This is a genomic window from Caulobacter sp. NIBR1757 (assembly GCF_027912495.1).
Taxonomy (GTDB): domain Bacteria; phylum Pseudomonadota; class Alphaproteobacteria; order Caulobacterales; family Caulobacteraceae; genus Caulobacter.
The window spans coordinates 4,063,986-4,086,956 of sequence record NZ_CP115463.1 but is presented as its reverse complement, the minus strand read 5'-3'; the positions used below and the strand labels follow the sequence as shown (position 1 = coordinate 4,086,956).

The window sequence follows — 22,971 nt, the reverse complement described above, 5'->3', positions numbered from 1 at the left end:
GAATCGGCTAGGGTTGTACTCTGATGCCCATTCGCCGCCTTCCACCCGAAACCGTCAACCGCATCGCCGCCGGCGAGGTGGTCGAACGGCCGGCCAGCGCGGTCAAGGAACTGGTCGAAAACGCCCTCGACGCCGGCGCCCTGAAGATCGCCATCGAGGCCGACGGCGGCGGCCTCTCCCGCATCCTCATCGCCGACGACGGCTCGGGCATGGGCCCGGACGACCTCACCCTGGCCGTCGAACGCCACGCCACCTCCAAGCTCAGCCCCCAGGCCGACGGCAGCTGGGACCTTCTGAACATCTCGACCATGGGCTTTCGCGGCGAGGCCCTGCCGTCGATCGGCTCGGTCGCGCGCCTGACCATCTCCAGCCGCCCCCGGGGCAGCAGCGACGCCTACGCCATCCTCGTCGAGGGCGGCGCCACGGGCGCGCCCGGCCCGTCGGCCTTCGCCGGACCGCACGGCGCCCGGGTCGAGGTCCGCGACCTTTTCTACGCCACCCCCGCCCGCCTGAAGTTCATGAAGTCCGAGCGGGCCGAACAGATGGCCATCACCGAGGAGGTGAAGCGCCAGGCCATGGCGCATGAGGCCACCGCCTTCAGCCTCGACCTCGACGGCCGCCGCGTCCTGCGTCTGCCCGCCGAACCGCCGGGCCCCGAAGGACGCCTGGCCCGCCTCGCCGCCGTGCTCGGCCGCGAGTTCCAGGAGAACGCCCTGGAGATCGACCAGGAGCGGGAAGGGGTTCGGCTCAGCGGTTTTGCCGGCCTGCCGACCTACAACCGCGGCAACGCCGCCCACCAGTACCTGTTCGTCAATGGCCGCCCCGTGCGCGACCGCCTCCTTCAAGGGGCGTTGCGCGCCGCCTACGCCGACTACCTGGCCCGCGACCGCCACCCGGCCGCCGCCCTCTATCTCGAGCTCGAACCGACCCTGGTCGATGTCAACGTCCACCCCGCCAAGGCCGAGGTCCGCTTCCGCGACCCGGCCCTGGTGCGCGGCCTGATCATCGGCGCCCTGCGCCACGCCCTGACCGGGGCCGGCCACCGGGCCAGCACCACTGTCGCCGGCGCCGCCCTGGCCGGCTTTCGTCCGGGCGGGGGAGGCGGCTATGGCGGCTACCGCCCGTCGCCGCCCGCCACCGGCTTCTCCGCCTGGCAGCAGGGCGGTTGGCAGCCGGCCCGGACCGGCGACCTGCCGGGCCTCAACGACGTTTCCGCCCGTGTCGAGCCGGGCGGCATGGCCGAGGCCATGGCCGGCTTCGACATGGACCTGATGGAGCGTCCCGCCGCCCCTCAACCGGGCATCATCGACCCCGTCGACTTTCCGCTCGGCGCCGCCCGGGCCCAGGTGCATGAGACCTACATCGTCGCCCAGACCCGTGACGGCATGGTCATCGTCGACCAGCACGCCGCCCACGAACGCCTCGTCTACGAGCGGATGAAGAAGGAGATGGAGGCCGGCGGCGTCGCCCGCCAGACCCTGCTCTTGCCAGAGGTCGTCGATCTCGACCCGTCGGAGGCCGAAAGGGTCTGCGCCCGCGCCGACGAACTGGCGGCTCTGGGCCTGGTCATCGAGCCCTTCGGCCCCGGCGCCGTCCTGGTCCGCGAGACCCCGGCCCTGCTGGGCGAAACCAACGCCGCCGGCCTGATCCGCGACATCGCCGACGACCTGGCCGAGAACGGCCAGGCTCTCGCCCTCAAGGAACGGCTCGAAGAGGTCTGCTCGACCATGGCCTGCCACGGCTCGGTCCGTGCGGGGCGCCGCCTCAACGGCGCCGAGATGAACGCCCTGCTCCGCGAAATGGAAGCCACCCCCCACAGCGGCCAATGCAACCACGGCCGCCCGACCTACGTCGAACTGCGCCTGGCCGACATCGAGCGGCTCTTCGGCAGACGCTAGCGTAAGGCGGCGCCGGTTGCGCGCGCTCCCTCTCCATAAAGGGGAGGGAGGAACGCGCCCGAACTTCAGCCATTCCGCCCACCCGGTGGTTGTGTCCTTCGCGCCACCCAAGGCCTGAGATCGCCATCCGCCGTCTTGGCGAACCGCCGTTCTCCGCGCTAACCAGAGCCGTCAACTGAGGTACGCCCTATGTCACCCCTTGCCGTCGAGGCCTGGGCCTAAGGCGACCGGATAACCACGCCGGTCGTCGCACGAGCCCGCTGAACCGCCCGCCCCGCTGAACGCGAGGGCGCGGCTCGTCATGCCTCACGACATCGGAATTCCCAGTGAACATCTCCAAGACGCAGCAACGCGTGCTGCATGCCCTGGCCCAAGGCGGCCGGATCGACCTCGTGCGCGAGGACGAAAAGATCGTCGACGTCGAATGCTGGTCCCGCGAGGGCTGGCTGCTGACCGACTGCACCCTGTCGCTCTTCAAGAGCCTCAAGGGCAAGAAGCTGATCGCCAGCACCGGCGGCGGCCCCTACCGCATCACGCGGCAGGGCCTGACCCACCTGCGGGCCCAGCTCAACAACCGGGTCACGGCCAAGGCCTGGTAGAGGGGGACAGGTTGGCCGCCCTCAGGCGGCCTACCTGTCCCCGGTCAGCGCAACCGGTTGAAGCGCGCCCGGTCCAACCGCCCGCGCAAGCCGGGGACATGTACGCCGCTCGCGCGTCGAACACGTCCCCTACAGTTCGGCCTCCGCGAAACTCCGCATCGCCTCGGCCATGTACTCGGCCAGCCCCGGCGCTATGCCCTCATAGCGGGCGGTGAATTCCGCATGCTCCAGGTACATGGCCCCCAGGCCGGCAAACGCCTCCGCCGTCGGCGGCTGCGGCCAGCTCCTCGCCACCCAGGCATGGTGCCGCCCCATCAACGCCCGCACCGCCCCGCTGTCGATCGGCAACCCGTCGACCAGGGCCTTCCCCATCGCCTGTTCGATCGCCTCACCCTCGGCCTTGAGCGCCTCATAGTCGCCCTTGCCCCAGGCCTTCCGCTTCGCCTTCGATCCGTCGATCTTGGCCCTGGCGTCCTCGCCGTAGCGCTCCACCAGCCAGGCCTCATGCCCGGCCTGCGTCTCCGGCGAAAACCCGCCGAACAGTTCGTTCTCATTCACGCTCGTCTCTCCTTCCAGATCGGCGAGGGTCGCATCCAGGGTCCTGAGCAGGTTCCGATACCGCGCCTCCTCCTCGGCCAGCGCCGTCCGCTGCCGTTTCAACGCCGCCAGCCGGTCGAACCCCGGCGCCTCCAGCACCGCCTTGATCGCCTCCAGCGGAAACTTCAGCTCGCGGTGAAACAGGATCTGCTGCAGCCGCAGCAGCTCCTCCCGCCCGTACAGCCGGTATCCGTTGGCGCCGATGCTGGCCGGCTTCAGAAGCCCGATGGCGTCGTAGTGATGCAGCGTCCGGACCGAAACGCCCGACAGCCGCGCCACCTCCGCCACCGTGTATGGCCTGCTCACAACCCTCTCGCTCCTCGTCACGAGACCGCTGTGCGCTCTCACGTCCCGTGAGGGTCAACAGGGGGACATGTTCGATTTCCGCAGGAAATCGTACGTGTCCCCGCTTCCTACGCAAACCGCAGAAAATGCACCCGCGCCGCGCCATAGTCCCGCGCATCCAGCACCTCGAACCCGGCCGGCGCAAAGGCGTTCTCGTCCGACCCCCGCTCGACCATCACCACCGCCTCGGGCTTCAGCCAGCCGAATTCGACCAGCTGCGCCATCGCCTTCTCGGCCAGCCCCTTGTGATAGGGCGGATCCAGCACCGCCAGGTCGAACGGCGGCCCGGCGCTGCCCGGCCGGGGGCCCAGGTCCGTCGCGTCCCGCCGATGGATGCGGGTGCTCCCGAACAGCCCGAACGCCTCGATATTCTCCCGGATCGCCCCCCGCGCAGCATCGTCGGTCTCGACGAACAGGCAGAAGGCCGCCCCCCGCGAGATCGCCTCCAGCCCCAGCGCCCCGCTGCCGGCAAACAGGTCCAGCACCCGCGCGCCGTTGAGCTCCGGCGCCCAGGCCGCATGCTCCAGGATGTTGAACACCGCCTGCCGGGCGCGGTCGGACGTCGGCCGGGTGGTCTGGCCGGGCGGGGTGACGATGGGGCGGCCCTTGAACTGGCCGGAGACGATGCGCATGGCCTTCAACTGCCCGCAATTGACCCTCTCGGCAACAAGTGGGGCCTTGTCGAGGTCCAGCGAGCGATTAACAATCGCCACAGTTGGGGCGGCGATGGCATCATTCCAAAAGTTGAGCGTTGGTCTCGTCGTCTGGCTTGCGGCGGCCCTGTTGATCGCGCCGCTGGGCTTCCTGCTCGGCGCCGCCGCGGCGACAACGGGGCTGATCGCAGCCGGTCACGCCTGGGGATCGCCGATCGCCATTTTCGTTGGCCAGCTCTCTGGACCGAACAGGGTCGAGGTCGGGCTCGGCCCGCTCATGTACGATCTGCCCAGCTTGGGATTCGCGCTCGGTGTCGCCGCTGCTGGCCTGCTGGCCGCCCGGCGAGTCTGCGGCACGCCTTGGCTCAGCTGGTTCAGGGCGACGGCGCCGCCGCGATGGACCCTTCTGCTGATAGGCCTTGTGCTGGGCCTCGTGGCATTCGGCGCGGCCAACCTTCTCGAAGGTCTGCTGTCAGCCGACGGCTTTAACCCCGAGACCGGCTGGCGGCGACGCGGCGCGGTCCTGGCCTTGATCGGTGCGGTCGGTTGGGTGGTCACCAACCTGATGTGGGCGGCCGCCGAGGAAGTGGTCTTCCGTGGCCTTCTCCAGCGGGGCTTCCAGACGATCCTTCGGCTTCGGTGGCTTGCAGTGTTGCTCGCCAGCCTGCTGTTCTGCGCCATCCATCGTGATGGCTCCCTGGTTGGGCTCGCGAGCTACATGATGATAGGACTGGCTCTGGCCTGGGCAGCGATCCGCACCGGCGGTCTGGAGCTGGGGATCGGTCTGCACGCCGCCTACAACACCGTCGCCGATCTGATGGGCGATCAATCGACGAGCGGCCCAGCCGGCAGCGCTGGCGAGATGGCGAGTAACATTCAGGTGCTATCCGCCGCCGTCGGGACGGCTGCGATCATCATCCTTCTGACGGAGGTTCTGGCTCGTCGTCCTCGCTCCACCGCAACGGCGGCGCCTGCGCCTTCAGGGCCAGCAGCCCCTCGCGCAGACTGTCCATGAACGCCGTCCGCCGGCCCTCCCAGTGGATCGCCTCGCCGACCAGCACGCAGCAGGTCATCGGCACCGGGATATACTGGCCCTTGGGCAGCACCCGCCCGGCCCCCTGGATCCACACCGGGATCACCGGCGCCTGCGGAAACGCCTCGGCCAGCCGCGCCACCCCGTTCTTCAGCTGCGCCATGGTGTCGCTTGCATCGCCCCGCGTCCCCTCCGGAAACACCACCACGATGGCCCCTTCGCTCAGCGCCTGCCGGGCCGGCGCCAGCACGTCCTCGCCCCCATTTTCGTTTCTGGCCCCCGCCTTGCGCCTTGCCACCGGCACGATGCCGATCAGGTTGCGCGAGAACCAGCCGATCACCGGGTCCTTCAGGAAGTAGTCCGACGCCGCCGCCGGCCGCACCAGATGCACCGCCCGCGCCTTGAAGATGGTCAGCATCAACAGGGTGTCGACATGGCTGTTGTGGTTGGCGGCGATGATCGCCGGCCCGGTCACCGGCAGCCGCTCGCGGCCGATCACGTCGGTCCCGGCGAAGAACTGCGCCACCGGCCGGGCGACCGCCACGATCAGGGCCAGGCGCAACCACCGCAGCATCAGAACTTGGCCACGGCGAAGAAGGCCAGCAGGTGGAAATACAGCGGCGCGGTGAAGGTCAGGCTGTCGATCCGGTCCAGCAGGCCGCCGTGCCCCGGGATCAGGTGGCTGGTGTCCTTGATGCCGATGTCGCGCTTGATCGCGCTCATCGTCACATCGCCGGCGAACCCGGCCAGCGGCAGGGTCACCGCCACCGTGAACAGCCCCACCCCGCTCAGCGGCGTCAGGTAGGGCCCGGCGAACCAGATCAGCAGCGCCGTGCTCACCCAGCCGCCGATGAAGCCTTCCCAGGTCTTGTTGGGGCTGACCGTCGGCACGATCTTGTGCTTGCCCAGGGTCTTCCCCCAGACGTACTGCGCCACGTCGTTGAACTCGGTGGCCACCAGCAGCATCAGCACCAGCCCCGCCGCCCCGGCCGGCGCCTGGTCATCCGGCACCCGCATCAGGAAGGCGGCGTAGCCGATGTTGTAGACGCAGGTCATCATCCCCCAGTGGAACATCGCCACGCGGCTGAGATACCCCTTGGTCTGGCCCAGCGCCGCCATCAGGAACGGCGTCAGCAGGAAGGCGTAGACCGGCACGATGACCAGGAAGATCATGTAGAGGTCGAGGGCGATGAAGGCGTAGGACACCGGGATGGCCAGATAGGCCGCCAGGATGATCAGCCGGTCCTCCCGCCGCGTCCGCGCGATCGACAGGAACTCGCGCAGGGCGATGAAGCTGATGACGACGAACAATAGCGTCGTCGCCTGCCACCCGGCCAGCAGCGCGGCGGCCAGCAGCGCCACCATCACCCACCAGCTGGTGATCCGCTGGCGCAGCTCGGTGTAGTCCTTGGTCTTGTTGACTAGCGGCAACACGGCGCTGATCGCCGCCGCCACGGTCAGCAGCGCCACGACCCCGCCCAGTCCCCACAGCAGGACCGGCGGTTGCGCCGCCAGGAAGCTCTTCACCGTCTCGATGATCTGCACGCAACGCCTCCGTGCGCCCACCTTGCCGGGCTGGCGGCGGCGGTCAAGCTCGCAGCGCTGGAGACAGCTCGGCCCATCGGGGCCCTCTGCGAAAGTCAATTTCAAGGGGAAGGAGAAATAACACAATTGTCAGTTTAATTTCCGGCCGTCGATGCCCCATATTGGGGCAAGGCAACGCATGAGGACTGCCATGCTTGGATATCGGCCGGCGCGCTGGACGGCCTGGTTCAGCGGCCTGTTGTTTGTCTCTACCCTTCTCTGCATCTCCCTGTTGACGCCCTCGTCGGCGCTCGCGGCCTGGACCGCCCCCACGGGCACGAAGGGCTGGGCGACTGTCGTCGGGCCTGGCACGTTCGAGTACTTTGCGACGCCTGACGAAGCCTGTCGGCGGCAGAAGGCGCTCTATGCGCCGATCAGCGCCTACGGCGGCGTTCGCGACACCGCCACCTACAACCATATCAAGCAGTGCATCTGGACGCCGGCCTTTGGCGACAGCGCGCCGAGCACCGTCGATCTGCAATGCCACGCCGGCTATATCCGGACGCCCGACGGTCAGTGCCGCAACGATCCGTTCGCCTGCTTCGGCCCCTGTCCCGCCAACGGCGGTGGTTCGCCCACGGCGATGACGGCCCGGCCGGTGGATATCATCACTGGCGCCAAGCAGTTCCGGACGATCGATTTCGAAGATGCGGCGGGGCATCTCTTCCTGAACCGGGTCTACGCCTCGAAACGCTACGGTGACTTCGCGACGCCTTCAGGAGGACGCCGATTGGCTTGGCAAACTGGCAGTTCGATTTCCAGTTCGAACTGCAGATATCCACCGAGTGGGTGTCGGCGCGACGGATCGCGGTGGCCACGCCAGACGGTCGCGGCATGGCCTTTAAACGTGAAACCAGCGGCGCGATGTCCGTCTACATGGACGCCCCCAATCCGACGCCTCAGACGGACTATCGGCTTGAGTTTGTCGGCTCCTGGCCCGGTGTTCTCGACAATCTGGCCAACGCCCAGTCGACCTGGAAGCTGACCGACGCGGAGGACACCGTCTGGGTCCTGCAGACCTTCCTCGATCCAATTAGCGGCAAGTACGACATCGCCCGGCCGGTCAGCCGCACCACCCGGGACGGCCTGATCTGGACCTTCACCTATGGCACAGCCAATCAGCTAACGAAGATCGAGGACAGCTACGGCAAGGAGATCAGTTTCACCTGGCTCACAGGCTCCTGGTCTGGCGGCGCCTTCCCCCTGGCCATTTCCGAGGCCGTGCTGCCCGGCGGATACAGGCTGGTCTACAGCTACAGCGACGTCGCCGGCGCCACCGCGCCCATCTCACCTGACCGCCTGACCAGGGTCGAACTGAAGACGTCGGCCGGGGTGCTGCTCGACGGCGCCGAATACCTCTACGAGGACGCTGTCGTCCCCACGTTCGTCACCGGCGTTCTCGACCGCGACGGCGTCCGTCGCTGGACCGTGGATTACGACGCCTACGGCCGCGCGGTTGAAAGCACCGCTCCGGGCGGCGCCTTCTCCACGCAGATCGCCTATGGCGCGCTCGGAACCACGTTCAATCGCACGGCCACCAGCGCCCTGGGCAAACAGACGATCTACAACTTCGCCCAGAGCTCCTACGGCTATTCGGGCCGCTGGACCGGCGCGGCCGGCCAGGCCGGCGCCCACACCCCGGCCTCGACGCGGTCCTATGCGTACGGCGCCAACAAGCTGACCTCCTCCATGACCGATGAGGAGGGCCGCGTCACCACCTACGTCCGCAACGCGCGCGGCCTTCCGACGCAAGTCATCGAAGCCTTCGGCACCCCCTCGGCGCGAACCACCACCATCGCCTGGCACGCGACCTTCAATCTGCCGACCCAGATCGTGCAGCCCGGCCGCACCACCGACTTCACCTACGACACGGCGGGACGCCTGGCGACGAGGGTCGAGACCGATACCACCACCTTCACAACGCCCTACACGACCAATGGCCGTACCCGAACCTGGACCTACGGCTGGAGCACGACGGGCCAGCTCCTCACCATCGACGGGCCTCTGGCCGGGACCGGCGACACCATCACCTACGCCTATGATGCCGACGGCTACCTGGCGTCGGTCACCAATGAAGTGGGCCAGGCGACCACCATCACCTCGGTCGACTGGCGCGGCGCACCCTTGACCGTGGAAGACTCCAATGGGGTCGAGACTGTCCTGACCTATGACCCTCGCGGCCGCTTGCTGACCGCAACGCTTGACCCTGGCGCCGACCAGTCGGTCTATGCGCTCGAGTACAACGCCGTCGGCGACGTGGCCAAACTGACCCTGCCGGGCGGCGGCTGGCTGGAATACAGCTACGACGACGCCAGCCGGCTAACCGGTATCGAGAACGATCGCGGTCAGACCCAGGTCTTCGTCAACAATGGCCTGGGCCAGCCCACCTCCGCTCAGGTCAAGGATGCCGGCGCAACGGTCACGCGATCCTCGACCTTCGCCTATGACGAACTCGGCCGGCTGCTGCAGTCCATCGGCGCCGGGTCCCAGACCACGGCCTTCGCATACGACAAGCTGAGCAACCTGACCCAGATCACTGACGCTCGCGGCAAGATCTACGGCTCGTCCTTCGATCCCCTCAATCGTCTGATCACGACCACCAATCCCGACAGCCAGACCAACGAGCAGACCTTCAACGGCCAGGACGACCTGACCGCCTTCGAGGATGGCCGGGGTCTCGTCACCTCGCGCAAGGTCGACGGCTTCGGCCGCACCATCCAGGAGACCAGCCCGGATCGCGGAACCCTGACCTACTGGTACGACAACCGTGACAACGTCACCAAAATCGTCGATGGCGATGGCGTCGAGACCGTCTTCACCTACGACGACGCCGACCGCCGCCTGAGCGCCAGCTTCACCGGCGCCAGCGGCGAGAACGTCACCTACGGTTACGACTCCACCAGTGGCGGCAACAAGGGGGTCGGCCGGCTGACCTCCGTCGATGACGAACCCGGTTCGTCGGCCTTCACCTATGACGCTCAAGGCCGCCTGACCCTCGATGCCAAGGTCATCCAGGGACAGTCCTACGCCGTCGGCTACGCCTATGACGAAAACGGCGAGGTCGTCTCCCTCACCCTGCCATCCGGCCGGACGGTCAGCCTGGCGCGCGGCGGCGACGGGCTGATTTCCGGGATCACCAGCAAGGCGACCCCGGCCTCGGCGGTAGAAACCCTGGCCTCCGCCGTCACCTGGCGGCCCTTCGGCCCGCTGGCCGGGCTGACCTACGGCAACGGGCTGTCGCTGACCAACGGCTACGACCTGAACGACTGGATGAGCGGTTTGGAGGTGACTGACGGGACGGCCGTTCTCGACCTCACCTACGGCCGCAACGCCAACGGCGAGTTGACGTCGGTCGTCGACAATGCCGCCACCGGACGGGCGGCCACTTACGGCTACACCGACTCCGGTCGCCTCAATCTGGCCAATGGCGCCTGGGGGAACGACACCTACGCCTACGACGCCGCCGGCAACCGCAGCCAGATGATGCGGACGATCAGCGCCGTCACGACCACCTGGGACTCCACCATCCCCGCAGGCGCCAATCGGATCAGCGAGCTGGAGAACGCCTCCAGCGTCGTCACCCGCCGGCTCACCTACCGCACCGGCGGAGCCATCACCCGCGACGAGCGGGTCGGCGGCTCGACCTACGACTATGTTTACAACGCCCGGGGCCGGATGATCTCGGCCAGCAAGGACAGCGTCCTGGCCGGCGAATACGGCTACGACGCCTTCGGCCGCCGCGTCTGGCGCGAGGCCCACGGGACCGGCGCGGTCCACATCCACTACATCTTCGACCCCGATGGCCACCTCCTGGCCGAGCATGACGCCGCCACGGGCGATGTGCTGCGGGAGTATGTCTGGCTCGAGGACACGCCGCTGGCGATGTTCGACTACAGCGGCGGCTCTCCGGTCACCTTCTTCATCCACACCGGCCAGATCGGCGAGCCCCTGGCGGTGACCGACGCCTCGAAGGCCAAGGTCTGGGACGCAGCTATCGAGCCGTTCGGCCAGGCGGTGATGTTCGCAACCGCCAGCGAGGCCCTCGACCTTCGGCTGCCTGGGCAATGGCTGCAGGCGGAGACCGGCGGCCTGTTCCAGAACTGGATGCGCGACTACGACCCGACGCTGGGACGGTATGCGCAGGCGGATCCGCTCGGCATCGAGGCGGGGGAGAATTTGTATGGATATGTGTCGTCGTCACCCTTGGGCCGCATAGATTTCGCAGGCCTTCGTCCGACCGGGCCGTTGCGCCCCCTGACTGTGCCCGCAAGGGTCGTCCGGCGCGGTGTACCCGCTGTAGGCGCTGTTTTTGCTGCTGCCCGCATCGGTGCGGTTGTTTACGGCGTCGCGTCGCTGGATTTCAGTCCGGGGGACACCACTCTTGGACCATGCCCAGATGGGCCGAGATCGAAAAGTCAGCCTTATCCTCACGATGAATGTGAAAAGGACCTCGAAGATGAGCTTAAGCACTGTGTCGCGCGATACTCTTATTCTGCTGATGCGCTGATAGGATGTCGGGATAGGGCGCGTAAGAACTACGATCTTTGCCTGCGCGGAGCGCCTAGGCTGAATTGGTGGAATGATACAGATCAGGACGGATGGACAGCTCCGCCGCCACCCAGAAAGAGGAAGTGGAAATTCTGATCAAATGAGCTCGGCCGACTTTGATATACAGATCATGCGTTTGGCTCATTCCCTCCGCGGACTGAGCCCCGAGCCTCTCATTGACCGATTGCTTCCGCTGATCGAAGTCGCCGCCGATTTCGCAGAAAAGACCGATCTTTGCTCGACGCTTGTCACGGGCCTCTCTGTCGCGGGCTTCCCGAAAGTCGGTCATCGGTATGCGTTGGTCTTTGCCCAAGAGTTTGACAGCGTTGCCGCTTGGCGGGACCTTTCGCTGGCTTGTGACCGGATCGGCGACCTAGATGGGGCCGTCCCCCCGGTGCAAACCGCTTTCGGCAAGGCCGTCCAACGCAAAGAGCTAGTCAACGATACGTTCGGCTTCTTGATGCGAGCGCTGTTGAAGGCTGGTCGCCCGCCGGCGGAGTTGGATGCTGCGCTGAGTTCGCGTCTCGCCGCTCCGGCGGGGAGGCCCGACTGTGAACCAGAAACAGACTGGGTCAACGAGGCTGATCGAGCTGGCGCCGACCGTGACCTTTTGGTGCGGTATCTGGGCTTGGCCGGATTCGAGGTCGATGAAGACGATCCTTGAGGGACAACGCTGAATCAGCCTCTTTGACTTTCACCCGCTGGTTCACCTACCGCACCGGCGGCGCGATCACCCGTGACGAGCGGGTCGGCGGCTTACCCGAGGCGGACCACAGTTTATAACGACGCCATTGTATGAAGGATGGACGCGTGGCGGATGAGTTCAGCTATTTTTTTGTCCGAAGAATGAATGTAATTCGCTCGATTGATGGCGAGGAATCCGTTCTGGAAGTGTTCTTTGGCGCTCCGGTGCTTACCGATCACGGAGATTTTGAATCATCCATTCTAGTAAAGAGTCGATTCTTCAATAAGTCACTACGTTCTGGAGGCGTGGACGAGGCGCAGGCGTTTTTTGCTTTAGCCGATATAGCAACGGCATTTTTAAGGAGTCAGAAAGATCTAGGATTTGAGATATATTGGCTGTCGCCCGGCGATTTGGAATTTTCAGATATTTGGAAATACCTGAGGTAGTGCGATGGCGAAGCCTGGGAAGACCCGCTTGGCCGAGCGGATTGATCGGTGACCAACGCCGCCAAGGCAAAGGTCTGGGACGCCGCCATCGAACCGTTCGGCCACGCGGTGGGACCATTGGCGATGTAGCTGATCGAGACTGTTCATGCCGGCCATAGATCAACCCGTCTCCGAGCCCGCCGTCATATTCCGGCGAAAACGCAACGGCCGGCTCCTGCCGTGGAATTTTGACCCGCACATTGAGCGTCCCGGGTTGGTGTCTCAACCCGCACTGGACCTTATCTTCGGCGGTATGACGGAAGCGATTATCATAGACTCATCCGGTCAACGCTGGACGTGCGCGGAACCCAGCATCGTGGGCTTCCAAACCAAAGATGCCCAAGACCAAAGCCTGGCTACGCGAATCTTCTTGTTCGCGTTCTCGCTTCTGTTCTTGAACCCGTCGCTTTTGGTGCGGTTCGCGTCGGTGGTGCAGGACCGGATAACCGCCGAGGAATTCCAGCGGTTTGTCCGGATATTCTGGATCATCAAAGCCCGGGCTTCACGCGTGCGCCAGAGGAGGATGTCCGGGCGAGGATCCTGAAGCGCAAGACGTTGCGGGGCATGATAAATGCGGTCGTGAAGCCTTGAGCTTGCGGAAACTGCGATGAAGTCGCGCTACGCCATCGCCTGGGCCTGTTTCGTCGAGGACTGGCTTTGCGTTCGTCTTCCTTTTCGGGACTACGAAGCGGCATTGATTGACTTCGCCAAGGCCAACCTGGACGAGGAGAACCGTCTGCGACTGTTGGCCGACCTCGCGAACGTTAAGCGCCATGCCCGCTCCAACAGCGGTCGAATGGTTCTGCTGCCACCTCGCCGGGGAACCAATCCCGCCGGATTTGAGCAGATCGCCGGCTTGGAGGACAACATCCTCGTGGCCTGTCGCCTGAGGGCGCCAGGCTGCAAACCAGTCAAGGCCTCGCTGATCGCCTATGAGGGGCGTCTGCACCGGATGGAATTTTCACCCTCGCCCCTGCCATTGTGGGGCGAGGCGCTGACGGTCGAGGCGGCGGCGAAGCCCGGGCGGACCCGCTTGGCAAGGCGCATCGATCGGGAAGAGCATGGCTGATGGGGATTGTGGATGCGAGTAACGAGCCTGGACCTTGGGCCCGACAACTTCGGCGGTGAATCGAATTCAGCATCCAATAGTTAGAAGGGTGGTGAGTTCGCCAGGCTGGGCGAGGACCGCCGTAGGGGCGCCTATAGGCGGTGTTGCTGTGGACGCTTTTGACAGGGATTGCAGGTGCAGCCGGTAGACTATGCAATAGCCGAGCCCGCCATCATCTTCAGGCGCAAGCGGTCTGGTCGGCTCTTGCCGTGGGTATTCGATCCGGAGATCGAACGGGTAGATTTTGTTTCCATATCGACGTGGAGTTTCTTGTTTGGCGGCATGACCGAAGCGATTGTTATCGACGCGCGAGGACGGCGGTGGACCGCAACGCGTCCCCGCTTGGCGGGTATCCACACCAAGCACTATCGAGGGCAGTCCCTGTTGTCGCAGGCAGCGGTATTTTTGATAGGGATTGTGTTGCTAAATATTTCTATGAAATTCCGCTTTCTTTCTGTTCAGGAGGACAAAGTAACTGAATTAGAGTTTAGAGAATTTATTCTTTCTTTGTTGGAGGGCCAACGCCGAGGATTCACGCGCGCGCCGGAGGATGAGGTCCGGGCGAGGATTCTCAAGCGGAAGACCTTCCGTGGCATGATCAACGCTGTACTCAACCCTTGAGCCGCCGCGTAGGCGCGACGAAGTCGCGCTACGCAATCGTTCCGGCCAGCCTCGAAACGTTGTGACAGTGCGCCGTGGAGGGCTTCGGACGCCTGGTCATTGGCATGCAATCCCGGTCCCCGGACCAGGAGGCCCCCTATGGTGAGCATCACCGGCCACGACCCCCGACGGCTGGACCCGCGTTCCCGGGGTCCCGAGGGCCATGACCTCTGTCCGGCGTCGCGCCTACGACCCCTATCCCGTGCTTCCATCCGCCGTCGGTATCTGACCAAAGCGCTCCTGCCGCGACCCGGCGGGCGTCAGATCAGATGCGGGACGCTCGCGCCACTACCGCCTCGCCCATATACTCCCCTACGGGAGAGGCCATGAACACCCTGCAGACCTTGGAAGTCCTGCTGCGCGGCATCGCCGTCGGGGCCATGCTGTGCACGGCCCTGGCGCTCATCCGCGGCCGGCCGCTGATCCCGGCGCGCTGGACCGGGGCCCTGTTCGCGCTCGCCGCCGCCGCCTTCACCCTGCATTCGGGCGGGCCGGAGACCCGCGCCGTCATGCCGATCATCGTGCCGATCTGGCTGCTGTCGCTCGGCGGCACGGCCTATTTCTGGATGTTCGCCATGGCCCTGTTCGAGGACAGCCGGTTCACCCTCGATCGCTGGATTCCGGCGGCGGTGATGACCCTCGTCGGCGTCGTCGGCTGGGTGTTGCCCGATCCCGTCAATCGCGGCGTCTGGGTGGTCCACAACATCCTCGAGATGGCGCTCATCCTCCATATCGTCAGCGTCATCTGGCGCCGCCGCGAGGGCGACCTGGTCGAAGCCCGGCGGGCCCTGCGAACCCCGGTCATCCTGATCATCGGCGTCTACGCCATGATCCTCTCGATTTTCGAGATCGCCTGGGACCTCGGCCGGGGCCAGGACTGGCTTTCGCCCCTGCAGGCCGCCAGCCTGGCCCTGGTCAGCCTGTTGACCGCCGGCGCCTTCCTGCAGGCCCGGCCCGAACTCTTCGTCGCCGCCCGGCCCGCCGCCGACCCCGACGCCGTCGATCCCCAGGACCGCCCGGCCCTGGCCCGGCTGCAGGCCCTGATGGACGCCGGCGCCTGGCGCCGCGAGGGGCTGACCATCGGCCAGCTGGCCGGCGAGGTCGGCGTGCCCGAGCACCGCCTGCGCCGGCTGATCAACGGCGGCCTCGGCCACCGCAACTTCGCCGACTTCATCGGCGTCCACCGCATCGCCGCCGCCCGCGCCGCGCTTGCCGACCCGGCCAACGCCCGCGCCTCCATCTCGGCCCTGGCCTTCGACCTCGGCTACGCCAGCCTCGGCCCCTTCAACCGCGCCTTCAAGGAAGCGACCGGCCAGACGCCGAGCGAATGGCGTACGCAGGCTCTTCTTTCTTCCGATCACCCCGACGAAAGTCGGGGCCCAGCTGGCAGGTAGAAAAAGATCGAGCGCTGATCAGCGCCACCGGTCAGGCAGTGCGGACACTGGGCCCCGACTTTCGTCGGGGTGATCGGAATGGGGGATAGCCGAACCTGAAAAACCCTCGCCGATTCCAAAACCGGCGACCCCCCTTCCTCCCCAAGGCAGCGCCCACACCACCCCCGCCCCAAGGTCCCGCCAACTTCACCGCGAGACCCCTCCCATGTCCCTCCCCGAAACCCTGCTCTCCGTCGGCCGCGCCTGGCTGGCCGGCTTCCAGGGCGACCTGACCCGCTACATCATCGCCGCGCCCCTGGCCTGGCTGGTCGTCTGCGTCCTCCTCGCCCCGGTCCTGAAGACCTGGAAGATCCGCCCCAACCGTCCGCCGGCCCTGCAGCATGTGGTCGAGCTGCTCTGCTCGATCCGATCGGTGGCCGTCTTCTCCACCGTCGCCCTGGTCACCGTCGGCCTGGCCAAGGCCGGCCTGCTGTGGGGCGAGGCCTTCCGCGAGACCCCGACCCTCATCTGGACGGTCGTCTCCCTCGTCCTCACCATCGTCGCCCATGACGCCTACTTCTACTGGATCCACCGCCTGATCCACCGGCCGCGCCTGTTCCGCGCCTTCCACCGCCGGCATCACCGCTCCAACAACCCGACCCCCTTCACCGCCTACAGCTTCGACCTCGGCGAGGCCGCCCTGATGGGCGCCTTTACGCCGCTCTGGGTGCTGCTGGTCCCGGTCAGCTGGCCCGCCTTCGGCCTGTTCATGATCCACCAGATCGCCCGCAACGTGATCGGCCATTGCGGCTACGAGCTCTTTCCCGCACGCCGCGACGGCCGCCCGCTGCTGGACTGGATGACGACCGTCACCCATCACGACCTGCACCACGCCCAGGCCGGCTCCAACTACGGCCTCTACTTCACCTGGTGGGACCGGCTGATGGGCACGGAGAACCCGCGCTACCACGCCGAGTTCGCCAGGGTCGCGGCCCGGCGGCGGAACAGGGCGCCCGCAATGGCCGCCGTCGGCGACCGCTGACATACCCGGAATTCAAAAGTCCCTCGACAGCCCGAACTTCGGGTTCGGGCGCCCAGGCCTTCAGGGGCGAAATCCGCACCCGCCCGGCGCCCCCTTTTGCCGACGCTTTTCGCCACTGACGACCCACCGGGCCCCCACCGACGCCCCCCGGCCCGGCCCCGCGATGACCACCGCCGCCCCCTTGCGGGCCAAGGGGCGGCGGGAAGACAGGCCTCTTGCCGCCCCCCTTCCATGCTACAATGGTGGGGCGCTTCGATAAGCGGGGAGGGGCCATGATCCAGCGCCTGATGAAGTCCAGCCTGGTCCACATGGCCTTCGGCTTCCTGCTGATGGGCGGCTGGGCCCTGTTCGCCAACCGCCACCACGGCCTCGCCGCCTGGCCGCCCGCCATCGCCCAGGGCGTGATCAGCGCCCTGCTCACCGGCGTCATCAAGCGGGTGCTGGAATGGTTCGCCGGCCGCTTCGCCGGCCCGCCGGCCTTCCTGGCCCCGCCCCTGGCCACGGCGCTTGGCGTCCTCGCCACCCTGGTCGCCGTCCACAGCCTGATCGGCACCCCGGAACTCGTGACCACCATCGCCTTTCCGTGGAGCCTCTCGACCCTCTACGCCATTGTCTACAACGCGGCCCTGGTCCGCAGCCGGAACGCCGCATGACCGAAACTGAAAATCGCCGCCCCCTGAAGACCCGCTCGAAAGGCTGGGCCGTCGGCCTGGCCCATGCCCTCGGCAAGGCGCGGGTGCGGCCCAACCACATCTCGGCGATCAGCGTGGTGTTCGCCGCCCTCGGCGCCGCCCTGATGCTGGCCGCCGGCACGGGGGACGGCGTCGGCCGGGCCATCGCCCTCATCCTGGCCGCCGTCTGCATCCAGCTTCGACTGCTGTGCAACATGATCGACGGCATGGTGGCGGTGGAGCACGGCATGGGCTCGCCCACCGGCCCGGTGTGGAACGAGCTGCCCGACCGCATCGCCGACGTGCTGTTCATCGTCGCCGCCGGTTATGCGGCCGCGGTCAAACTGCCGGCCGGCGAATGGCTGGGCTGGCTGGCCGCCGTGCTGGCCGTGCTCACCGCCTATGTCCGCGAACTCGGCCGCGGCCTCGGCTTTGCGGCCGACTTCTCGGGCCCCATGGCCAAGCCGCACCGCATGTTCGTGCTGACGGTGACCTGCGTCCTCGCCGCCTTCGAACTCCTGTGGGGCGGCACGGGTCAGGTGATCCTGGCCGGCCTCGCTGTCATCGCGCTCGGCAGCGCCATCACCGTCTACCGCCGCGCCAGCCGGCTGATGCGCCAGCTGCGCGACGCGCCGGACGCGCCCACCCCCTAGCGCCTGGGGCCGCCCTTTGGGGCGGCGCCAGGCCGCTTGGCCCCCGCCGCCGGGGCGGACCTCGGCTTGGCGCCGGGCTTGGCCTTTCCGGCCGCCGCGGGACGGGTGCTCGGCGCCTCGCCGGGGGCGGTGAACCAATGGCCCTTGGCCTTGCCTTCGAGGTGACGGCCGAGCGGCTTGGGCGCCTTCTCCGGCTTGCCGGCGAAGGTCCGGGCGGGTTTGTCGCCTGCCTTTTCAGGAGGCTTGCCGGCAAACTTTCCAGCCGGCTTCTCACCAGGCTTTCCGGCGAACTTGCCCGCCGGCTTCCCACCCGGACGCGGACCTTTCTTCGGCCCATCGTCCAGCCCCGCCAGCGCCTTGCGCAGGGCCAGGGCCTTGGCGTCCTCGGCGGCCGCTGCGGTTTCGCGGTCCTTGAAGTGTTGCGGGCGCAGATCCTTGGGCGGCGGCCGGCCGGCCGGGGCGGCGGGGGTCTTGTAACTCTTGGAGACCCTGTCGGCGTCGGTCTTCGGCGCGTTGCCCCGGAAGGTGACCGGCTTGACCTCGCGCTTGCCGGGCCCGAAGTCGGCGACGATCTTCGCCTTCGGCCGCTTGGGCATCACGTGGCTGACCGCCTTCTTCTTCGGCTTGGCCCAGCCTTCCTTGTAGACTGGCTTGTCCGGCTTGGGTTCGGCCAGCTGCCTGGAGGTCGAGCTCAGGGTCGGGTCGCGGCGCGACTGCGCCTGCGGCGGGGCCTTGTACTGCACGCCATTGCCGGTCGGCATGTTGGCCGGGTCGATATATTCGCCCAGCATTTCGCGGATCACCCGCGGACCGACCTCTTCCACGAAGCCCGGCGCCAGGGTGCCCAGCGAGAAGGGCCCATAGGCCAGGCGGATCAGCCGGTTGACCTTCAGCCCCACGGCTTCCAGCACCCGGCGCACTTCGCGGTTCTTGCCTTCGGCCAGGGTCACCGTGATCCAGCAGTTGGAGCCCGTCACCTTGTCCAGCTTGGCCTCGATGGCGCCGTAACGGACGCCCTCGACGGTGATGCCGTCCTTCAGTTTGTCCAGCTTGGCCTGGCTCGCATCGCCAAAGGCGCGAGCCCGGTAGATCCGCTTCCAGCCCGTCGAGGGCAGTTCCAGCGCCCGCGTCAGGCCGCCGTCGTTGGTCAGCAGCAGCAGGCCTTCCGAGGCCAGGTCGAGACGCCCGACCGAGATCAGGCGCGGCAGGCCCTCGGGCAGGGCGCTGAACACCGTCGGCCGGCCCTTGGGATCGGCGTGGGTGGTCACCAGCCCGACCGGCTTATGATAGCGGAACACCCGCGTCGGCTCGGCTCCGGCGATGACCTCGCCGTCGACCGTCAGAATGTCATCGGGTTCGACCTTGATGGCCGGGGTGGTCAGCAGCAGGCCGTTGATCGCCACCCGCCCGGCCTCGATCAGCCGCTCGACCTCGCGCCGCGAGCCGACGCCGGCCCGAGCCAGAACCTTGGCCACCCGGTCATGGCCCTCGCTCTCGGCGCCCTCCGCGACCTTGTCGCTGGCGTCATAGGGCATGGGCTCGTCTTCGTAGTCTTCCGCAGCCATGATTGCCGCTCCATAAACAGGACTTGGGCCGTCTCCCGACGGTCGGACAGGCCCCATAGCATGAACGCCGCCCCTTTGCTCCCCTCTGACGATTCGCTGATGCGGCTGGCCCTGGACCAGGCCCGCGCTGCTGCTGACGCGGGTGAGACCCCGGTCGGGGCGGTGATCATGGATCCGGCCACCGGCCACATCGTCAGCGTCGGCGCCAACCATCCCATCGGCGGCCATGACCCCACCGCCCACGCCGAGATCGCCGCCATCCGCAGCGCCGCCGCCAAGATCGGCAACTACCGCCTGACCGACCTGACCCTGGTGGTGACGCTGGAGCCCTGCGCCATGTGCGCCGGCGCCATCAGCCACGCCCGCATCGGCCGCGTCGTCTTCGGCGCCGAGGACACCAAGGGCGGGGCGGTGGTCAACGGCCCCCGCTTCTTCGAGGGCCCGACCTGCCACTGGCGCCCCGCCGTCACCGGCGGCGTGCTGGCGGAGGAAAGCGCCGAACTGCTGCGCGGCTTCTTCCGGGCCAGGCGGAAGGGTTGATTTATACAAAAGTATAATTATACTTTGTATATTGCTTGACCGAGGAGATGAGCTGCCATGGGAAAGTACGAACCGCTCGCCCAATTTCTCTCCGCCAGTCAGGCTGAAGAGCAGCCTCTGCAATTCTCCGAGGTCGAGCAGATGCTGGGCAAGCCCTTGCCCTCATCGGCCTTCCAATATCGGGAATGGTGGGCCAACCAGAATCGCAGCCAGTCCAAAGCCTGGATGGATGCGGGCTGGCAGGTCTGGTCCGTCGACCTGGGCGGCGAAAGGGTGGTGTTCAGGCGAACGCACCACCCGCGCCCTCAAGGCCGACCGACTTCGGGAGAATCTGCGCCCTCAGGCCCCTGGGCATCGCCCGCCATCAGAATTCCGGAGGGGCGGCTGGGGCCTGCCGCGATGAAGATCATTGAAAACTACGCTGAAGAGCACGGCTGCGATCAGGCAGAGGCCGCCGCCGCCCTGCTGGACCGGGCGGGTCTCAACCACCGAAGCGCGCTGTTCGATCGACTGGATGCACTGGCGATGAAGCAGGATAGCGTGAGCAGCGCGGAACTGATCCGCCAGGATCGGGACCGGGATGGCCGTTGAGCGCATCCTCGATGCGTCCGTTCTGGCCTCCGCCCTGTTCCCCGAGGCCCAGACGGATCGCGCCAGGGCCTGGTTGACGACGGACACCGTCTTTCTGGCGCCGGATCTTCTTCTTGTGGAGATGGCCAGCATCGCGGCGAAGAAGGTTCGTCGCGGCGTTGTCGATCAGGCCCAGGCGGAGGTGGCGCTGGATCAGGTCGGCGAGTTGATCACCCAGAGTGTCCCGAGCCGGGACCACTACAGACGCGCCTATGCGCTGGCGGCGGAGCATGGGTTCTCGGCCTACGACGGTCTCTATCTGGCCCTTGCCGAAGCGCGGGGATCGTCGGTGCTCACCGCCGATGAGAAGCTTGTGCGGAGGGCTGGCGAGGTGGGGCTGGCGGCCTTGGTGGAAGCGCTTTAGCCGCGATGATCCCCCGCTACGAAGAGCACGTCCCACGCCTCGACCTCGCGGCCCACGTCCGCTGTGTCTGGCTGTTCGAGGGCGGGGCCGAGGCTGAGGACCAGCGCATCGCTCCGGACGGCTGCAGCGAACTGATCGTCCATGTCGGCCAGCCCTATCTGGAGCGGGCCGCCGATGGTTCGGCCTTCCGCCAGGCCCCGGTGGTCTTCGCCGGCCAGCTGACCCGGCCCCTGCACCTGCGGGCCGACGGGCCGGCCGGGGTGATCGGGGTGCGCTTCCAGCCGGCCGGCGCCTATGGCTATCTCGGCGAGCCGGCCAGCCGCTACACCGACCGCCGCACGCCGCTGGCCATCGACCTGAACCTCACCGGGCTGAACGAAGATGCCCGCCTCACCGCCGTCCAGGACCATGTCGCCGCCCGCATCGCCGCCAACCTGACCCCGCGCGACCCCGCCGTCGAGGCCGCCGTCGCCCGCCTGCGGGCCGGCCAAGCCGTAGAGGCCAGCCGCGACCTGCAACGCCGCTTCGCCCGGATCGTCGGTGTGCCGCCGCGCCGGCTGGCGGCCATCTTCCGGTTCCGGAGTGTGTTCGACGCCCTGAGCGAACCCGGCGTCACCAGTTGGACTGACGCCGCCCACGCCGCCGGCTATTTCGACCATCCCCAGCTGGCCCGGGATTTCCGCCGCTTCGTTGGCTGCACCCCCAGCCAGTTCCTCGCCCAGCAGGCCGGCCTCGCCGCCAGCCTGGCCCAGGCCTGAGCTGTCGCTTCGATACAAGCCCGCCGGCGCTTGCCATGCTGTGCTGCGGCCACATCCACGGAGCTATCCATGAAAGCCCTCGCCGTCCTGGCCGCCCTCGCAATGGCCACCCCCGCCTTCGCCGCCGACCAGCTGTCCGACGTCGCCTGGATCACTGGCCAGTGGCGGGCCACGCAAGGCGACGGCGCCGTCGTCACCGAGACCTGGCTACCGGCCGAAGGCGGCGTCATGCCGGGGGTTAGCCGCACGATCGAGGGCGGCAAGGGCCGGGTCGAATTCATGCGTATCGACGAGAAGGGTGGCCAGATCGCCTTCACCGCCATCGTCGGCCGCCAGCCCCCGACCACCTTCGTCGCCAAAAGCCGCACCGCCGACGAGGTGGTCTTCGAGAACGCCGCCCACGACTTCCCGCAACGGATCATCTACCGCCGTTGCGGCGAGCAACTCTGCGCCGCCATCGAGGGGACGATGAACGGCAAGCTCGAACGGATGGAATGGACCTACGAGCGGGTCCGCTAGGCCGGGAAGGTCGATTTCAGCCGGAAGTCCAGCCGGTCGCGCACGGCCGGCCAGTCGTCGTCGGTGATCGACAGCACCACGGTGTCGCGCACATGGCCGGTCCAGGTGATCTTGTGGTTGCGCAGCGTGCCCTCGCGGGTGGCGCCCAGCTTCTCGACCGCCGCCTGGCTGCGGGCGTTGCGCTCGTCGATCATGAACTCGACCCGGATGGCACCGGCGTCGAACGCCTGACCCAGCAGCAGCCGCTTGCTCTCGGGGTTCACCGGCCCTGACCGCACGTCGGGGTGCAGGAAGGTCGAGCCGATCTCGACGCCCTTGTGCAGCTTGCGGATATTCAGGAAGGAGCTCGTCCCGACCACCCGCTTGTCGCTGAGCTGGCGGATGGCATAGCCGATCCGCTCGCCGCGCTCGGTCTCGCCCTTCAGCGCGCCCCACCAGTCGTCGAAGCCCTCGCCGCAACCGTTGACCGACATGATCTCCCAGGCCTCGGGATCGCAGTCGACGGCGCCGCGCAGCTCGTCCTTGTGCTCGGGCGTGATCGGTTCCAGCCGCACATAGCGGCCCTTCAGCAGTTTGCCTTTGAGGTTCATGCGGCCATGGTGGGCGAGTCCCCGCGCCGCCGCAATCAAACCTTCGCTTGCCCTGCGCGGAACCCCAAGGC

25 protein-coding genes are annotated in these 22,971 nt (G+C 67.2%); 19 read left to right on the top strand and 6 right to left on the bottom strand.

Annotated features, from left to right (window positions below):
• The first annotated feature begins 23 nt into the window (after positions 1-23).
• Both mutL and O5I81_RS19635 read left to right on the top strand, forming a co-directional pair.
• Complete coding sequence (gene mutL, locus O5I81_RS19640; RefSeq protein WP_271066556.1) at positions 24-1,898, top strand: DNA mismatch repair endonuclease MutL; 1,875 nt, start codon at positions 24-26, stop codon at positions 1,896-1,898.
• 326 nt (positions 1,899-2,224) lie between these two features.
• Positions 2,225-2,497: a YjhX family toxin gene (locus O5I81_RS19635; RefSeq protein WP_271066555.1), complete on the top strand. Its 273-nt coding sequence runs from the start codon at positions 2,225-2,227 to the stop codon at positions 2,495-2,497.
• A gap of 129 nt (positions 2,498-2,626) precedes the next feature.
• Here the strand turns inward: O5I81_RS19635 and O5I81_RS19630 are convergent, their stop codons facing one another.
• Together O5I81_RS19630 and rsmD are read right to left on the bottom strand one after the other, a co-directional pair.
• Positions 2,627-3,400 (bottom strand): MerR family transcriptional regulator, encoded by a 774-nt coding sequence (locus O5I81_RS19630; RefSeq protein WP_271066554.1) that lies wholly within the window; start codon positions 3,398-3,400, stop codon positions 2,627-2,629.
• 107 nt (positions 3,401-3,507) lie between these two features.
• A complete protein-coding gene (gene rsmD / locus O5I81_RS19625; RefSeq protein WP_271066553.1) occupies positions 3,508-4,071 on the bottom strand; it encodes a 16S rRNA (guanine(966)-N(2))-methyltransferase RsmD in 564 nt (187 codons plus the stop codon).
• Between rsmD and O5I81_RS19620 the strand changes: the two genes are divergently transcribed.
• On the top strand, positions 4,070-5,107 hold the full coding sequence (locus O5I81_RS19620; RefSeq protein WP_271066552.1) for a CPBP family intramembrane glutamic endopeptidase: 1,038 nt from the start codon (positions 4,070-4,072) through the stop codon (positions 5,105-5,107). The two genes, rsmD and O5I81_RS19620, sit on opposite strands and share 2 nt — an antisense overlap.
• On the opposite strand, the gene O5I81_RS19615 is transcribed toward O5I81_RS19620, so the two are convergent.
• Both O5I81_RS19615 and O5I81_RS19610 read right to left on the bottom strand, forming a co-directional pair.
• Positions 5,007-5,699 carry a lysophospholipid acyltransferase family protein gene (locus O5I81_RS19615; protein WP_271066551.1) on the bottom strand — a complete coding sequence of 231 codons (693 nt, stop codon included), beginning with the start codon at positions 5,697-5,699 and terminating at the stop codon, positions 5,007-5,009. The two genes, O5I81_RS19620 and O5I81_RS19615, sit on opposite strands and share 101 nt — an antisense overlap.
• Complete coding sequence (locus tag O5I81_RS19610; RefSeq protein WP_271066550.1) at positions 5,699-6,670, bottom strand: phosphatidate cytidylyltransferase; 972 nt, start codon at positions 6,668-6,670, stop codon at positions 5,699-5,701. Before O5I81_RS19610 ends, O5I81_RS19615 begins: the two co-directional genes overlap by 1 nt.
• 190 nt (positions 6,671-6,860) lie before the next feature.
• Here O5I81_RS19610 and O5I81_RS19605 point away from each other — a divergent pair, with 190 nt between their 5' ends.
• The 11 genes from O5I81_RS19605 to O5I81_RS19555 all read left to right on the top strand — a co-directional run bounded on the left by O5I81_RS19605 (position 6,861) and on the right by O5I81_RS19555 (position 17,934).
• On the top strand, positions 6,861-7,694 hold the full coding sequence (locus O5I81_RS19605) for a hypothetical protein (protein ID WP_271066549.1): 834 nt from the start codon (positions 6,861-6,863) through the stop codon (positions 7,692-7,694).
• Positions 7,586-11,353 (top strand): RHS repeat-associated core domain-containing protein, encoded by a 3,768-nt coding sequence (locus tag O5I81_RS19600; RefSeq protein WP_348637297.1) that lies wholly within the window; start codon positions 7,586-7,588, stop codon positions 11,351-11,353. Before O5I81_RS19605 ends, O5I81_RS19600 begins: the two co-directional genes overlap by 109 nt.
• Positions 11,354-11,357: 4 nt before the next feature.
• Positions 11,358-11,921, top strand: coding sequence for a hypothetical protein (locus O5I81_RS19595; RefSeq protein ID WP_271066548.1), 564 nt, complete (start codon positions 11,358-11,360; stop codon positions 11,919-11,921).
• Positions 11,922-12,067: 146 nt separating this feature from the next.
• On the top strand, positions 12,068-12,388 hold the full coding sequence (locus O5I81_RS19590) for a hypothetical protein (protein WP_271066547.1): 321 nt from the start codon (positions 12,068-12,070) through the stop codon (positions 12,386-12,388).
• A 145-nt stretch (positions 12,389-12,533) separates the two neighbouring features.
• Complete coding sequence (locus tag O5I81_RS19585) at positions 12,534-12,971, top strand: hypothetical protein (protein ID WP_271066546.1); 438 nt, start codon at positions 12,534-12,536, stop codon at positions 12,969-12,971.
• 63 nt (positions 12,972-13,034) lie between these two features.
• Positions 13,035-13,496, top strand: a complete 462-nt coding sequence (locus O5I81_RS19580; protein WP_271066545.1) for a hypothetical protein — start codon at positions 13,035-13,037, stop codon at positions 13,494-13,496.
• A gap of 174 nt (positions 13,497-13,670) precedes the next feature.
• Positions 13,671-14,156, top strand: coding sequence for a hypothetical protein (locus O5I81_RS19575; RefSeq protein WP_271066544.1), 486 nt, complete (start codon positions 13,671-13,673; stop codon positions 14,154-14,156).
• Between the two features lie 365 nt (positions 14,157-14,521).
• Positions 14,522-15,589, top strand: a complete 1,068-nt coding sequence (locus tag O5I81_RS19570; RefSeq protein ID WP_271066543.1) for an AraC family transcriptional regulator — start codon at positions 14,522-14,524, stop codon at positions 15,587-15,589.
• Positions 15,590-15,794: 205 nt separating this feature from the next.
• Positions 15,795-16,610, top strand: a complete 816-nt coding sequence (locus tag O5I81_RS19565) for a sterol desaturase family protein (protein WP_271066542.1) — start codon at positions 15,795-15,797, stop codon at positions 16,608-16,610.
• Between the two features lie 272 nt (positions 16,611-16,882).
• Positions 16,883-17,263 (top strand): hypothetical protein, encoded by a 381-nt coding sequence (locus O5I81_RS19560; protein ID WP_271066541.1) that lies wholly within the window; start codon positions 16,883-16,885, stop codon positions 17,261-17,263.
• A complete protein-coding gene (locus O5I81_RS19555; protein WP_271066540.1) occupies positions 17,260-17,934 on the top strand; it encodes a CDP-alcohol phosphatidyltransferase family protein in 675 nt (224 codons plus the stop codon). The genes O5I81_RS19560 and O5I81_RS19555 overlap by 4 nt, the downstream gene beginning before the upstream one ends.
• Here O5I81_RS19555 and O5I81_RS19550 read toward each other — a convergent pair.
• Positions 17,931-19,499, bottom strand: coding sequence for a pseudouridine synthase (locus O5I81_RS19550; protein ID WP_271066539.1), 1,569 nt, complete (start codon positions 19,497-19,499; stop codon positions 17,931-17,933). The two genes, O5I81_RS19555 and O5I81_RS19550, sit on opposite strands and share 4 nt — an antisense overlap.
• A gap of 60 nt (positions 19,500-19,559) precedes the next feature.
• On the opposite strand from O5I81_RS19550, the gene tadA reads away from it, so the two are divergent.
• The 5 genes from tadA to O5I81_RS19525 all read left to right on the top strand — a co-directional run bounded on the left by tadA (position 19,560) and on the right by O5I81_RS19525 (position 22,310).
• Positions 19,560-20,039 (top strand): tRNA adenosine(34) deaminase TadA, encoded by a 480-nt coding sequence (gene tadA, locus O5I81_RS19545; protein ID WP_271066538.1) that lies wholly within the window; start codon positions 19,560-19,562, stop codon positions 20,037-20,039.
• A 57-nt stretch (positions 20,040-20,096) separates the two neighbouring features.
• The gene (locus tag O5I81_RS19540) at positions 20,097-20,630 is read left to right on the top strand and encodes a hypothetical protein (protein WP_271066537.1); all 534 of its coding nucleotides are present in this window, start codon (positions 20,097-20,099) and stop codon (positions 20,628-20,630) included.
• On the top strand, positions 20,620-21,033 hold the full coding sequence (locus O5I81_RS19535) for a type II toxin-antitoxin system VapC family toxin (RefSeq protein ID WP_271066536.1): 414 nt from the start codon (positions 20,620-20,622) through the stop codon (positions 21,031-21,033). Before O5I81_RS19540 ends, O5I81_RS19535 begins: the two co-directional genes overlap by 11 nt.
• Positions 21,034-21,038: 5 nt before the next feature.
• Positions 21,039-21,791: a helix-turn-helix domain-containing protein gene (locus O5I81_RS19530; RefSeq protein WP_271066535.1), complete on the top strand. Its 753-nt coding sequence runs from the start codon at positions 21,039-21,041 to the stop codon at positions 21,789-21,791.
• A 69-nt stretch (positions 21,792-21,860) separates the two neighbouring features.
• Positions 21,861-22,310 carry a DUF6265 family protein gene (locus O5I81_RS19525; protein WP_271066534.1) on the top strand — a complete coding sequence of 150 codons (450 nt, stop codon included), beginning with the start codon at positions 21,861-21,863 and terminating at the stop codon, positions 22,308-22,310.
• Here the strand turns inward: O5I81_RS19525 and O5I81_RS19520 are convergent.
• The gene (locus tag O5I81_RS19520; protein WP_271066533.1) at positions 22,307-22,900 is read right to left on the bottom strand and encodes a GNAT family protein; all 594 of its coding nucleotides are present in this window, start codon (positions 22,898-22,900) and stop codon (positions 22,307-22,309) included. The two genes, O5I81_RS19525 and O5I81_RS19520, sit on opposite strands and share 4 nt — an antisense overlap.
• Between the last annotated feature and the right edge of the window lie 71 nt (positions 22,901-22,971).

Bases quoted from the DNA above. Each gene is read 5' to 3' on its own strand.
- O5I81_RS19595 (WP_271066548.1), top strand. From the start codon at position 11,358: ATGAGCTCGGCCGACTTTGATATACAGATCATGCGTTTGGCTCATTCC.
- O5I81_RS19570 (WP_271066543.1), top strand. From the start codon at position 14,522: ATGAACACCCTGCAGACCTTGGAAGTCCTGCTGCGCGGCATCGCCGTC.
- O5I81_RS19615 (WP_271066551.1), bottom strand. From the start codon at position 5,699: ATGCTGCGGTGGTTGCGCCTGGCCCTGATCGTGGCGGTCGCCCGGCCG.
- O5I81_RS19520 (WP_271066533.1), bottom strand. From the start codon at position 22,900: ATGAACCTCAAAGGCAAACTGCTGAAGGGCCGCTATGTGCGGCTGGAA.
- O5I81_RS19555 (WP_271066540.1), top strand. From the start codon at position 17,260: ATGACCGAAACTGAAAATCGCCGCCCCCTGAAGACCCGCTCGAAAGGC.
- O5I81_RS19560 (WP_271066541.1), top strand. From the start codon at position 16,883: ATGATCCAGCGCCTGATGAAGTCCAGCCTGGTCCACATGGCCTTCGGC.
- O5I81_RS19580 (WP_271066545.1), top strand. From the start codon at position 13,035: ATGAAGTCGCGCTACGCCATCGCCTGGGCCTGTTTCGTCGAGGACTGG.
- tadA (WP_271066538.1), top strand. From the start codon at position 19,560: ATGAACGCCGCCCCTTTGCTCCCCTCTGACGATTCGCTGATGCGGCTG.
- O5I81_RS19530 (WP_271066535.1), top strand. From the start codon at position 21,039: ATGATCCCCCGCTACGAAGAGCACGTCCCACGCCTCGACCTCGCGGCC.
- O5I81_RS19535 (WP_271066536.1), top strand. From the start codon at position 20,620: ATGGCCGTTGAGCGCATCCTCGATGCGTCCGTTCTGGCCTCCGCCCTG.
- O5I81_RS19540 (WP_271066537.1), top strand. From the start codon at position 20,097: ATGGGAAAGTACGAACCGCTCGCCCAATTTCTCTCCGCCAGTCAGGCT.
- O5I81_RS19600 (WP_348637297.1), top strand. From the start codon at position 7,586: ATGGACGCCCCCAATCCGACGCCTCAGACGGACTATCGGCTTGAGTTT.
- rsmD (WP_271066553.1), bottom strand. From the start codon at position 4,071: ATGCGCATCGTCTCCGGCCAGTTCAAGGGCCGCCCCATCGTCACCCCG.
- O5I81_RS19525 (WP_271066534.1), top strand. From the start codon at position 21,861: ATGAAAGCCCTCGCCGTCCTGGCCGCCCTCGCAATGGCCACCCCCGCC.
- O5I81_RS19605 (WP_271066549.1), top strand. From the start codon at position 6,861: ATGCTTGGATATCGGCCGGCGCGCTGGACGGCCTGGTTCAGCGGCCTG.
- O5I81_RS19565 (WP_271066542.1), top strand. From the start codon at position 15,795: ATGTCCCTCCCCGAAACCCTGCTCTCCGTCGGCCGCGCCTGGCTGGCC.
- O5I81_RS19550 (WP_271066539.1), bottom strand. From the start codon at position 19,499: ATGGCTGCGGAAGACTACGAAGACGAGCCCATGCCCTATGACGCCAGC.
- mutL (WP_271066556.1), top strand. From the start codon at position 24: ATGCCCATTCGCCGCCTTCCACCCGAAACCGTCAACCGCATCGCCGCC.
- O5I81_RS19620 (WP_271066552.1), top strand. From the start codon at position 4,070: ATGGCCTTCAACTGCCCGCAATTGACCCTCTCGGCAACAAGTGGGGCC.
- O5I81_RS19585 (WP_271066546.1), top strand. From the start codon at position 12,534: ATGCCGGCCATAGATCAACCCGTCTCCGAGCCCGCCGTCATATTCCGG.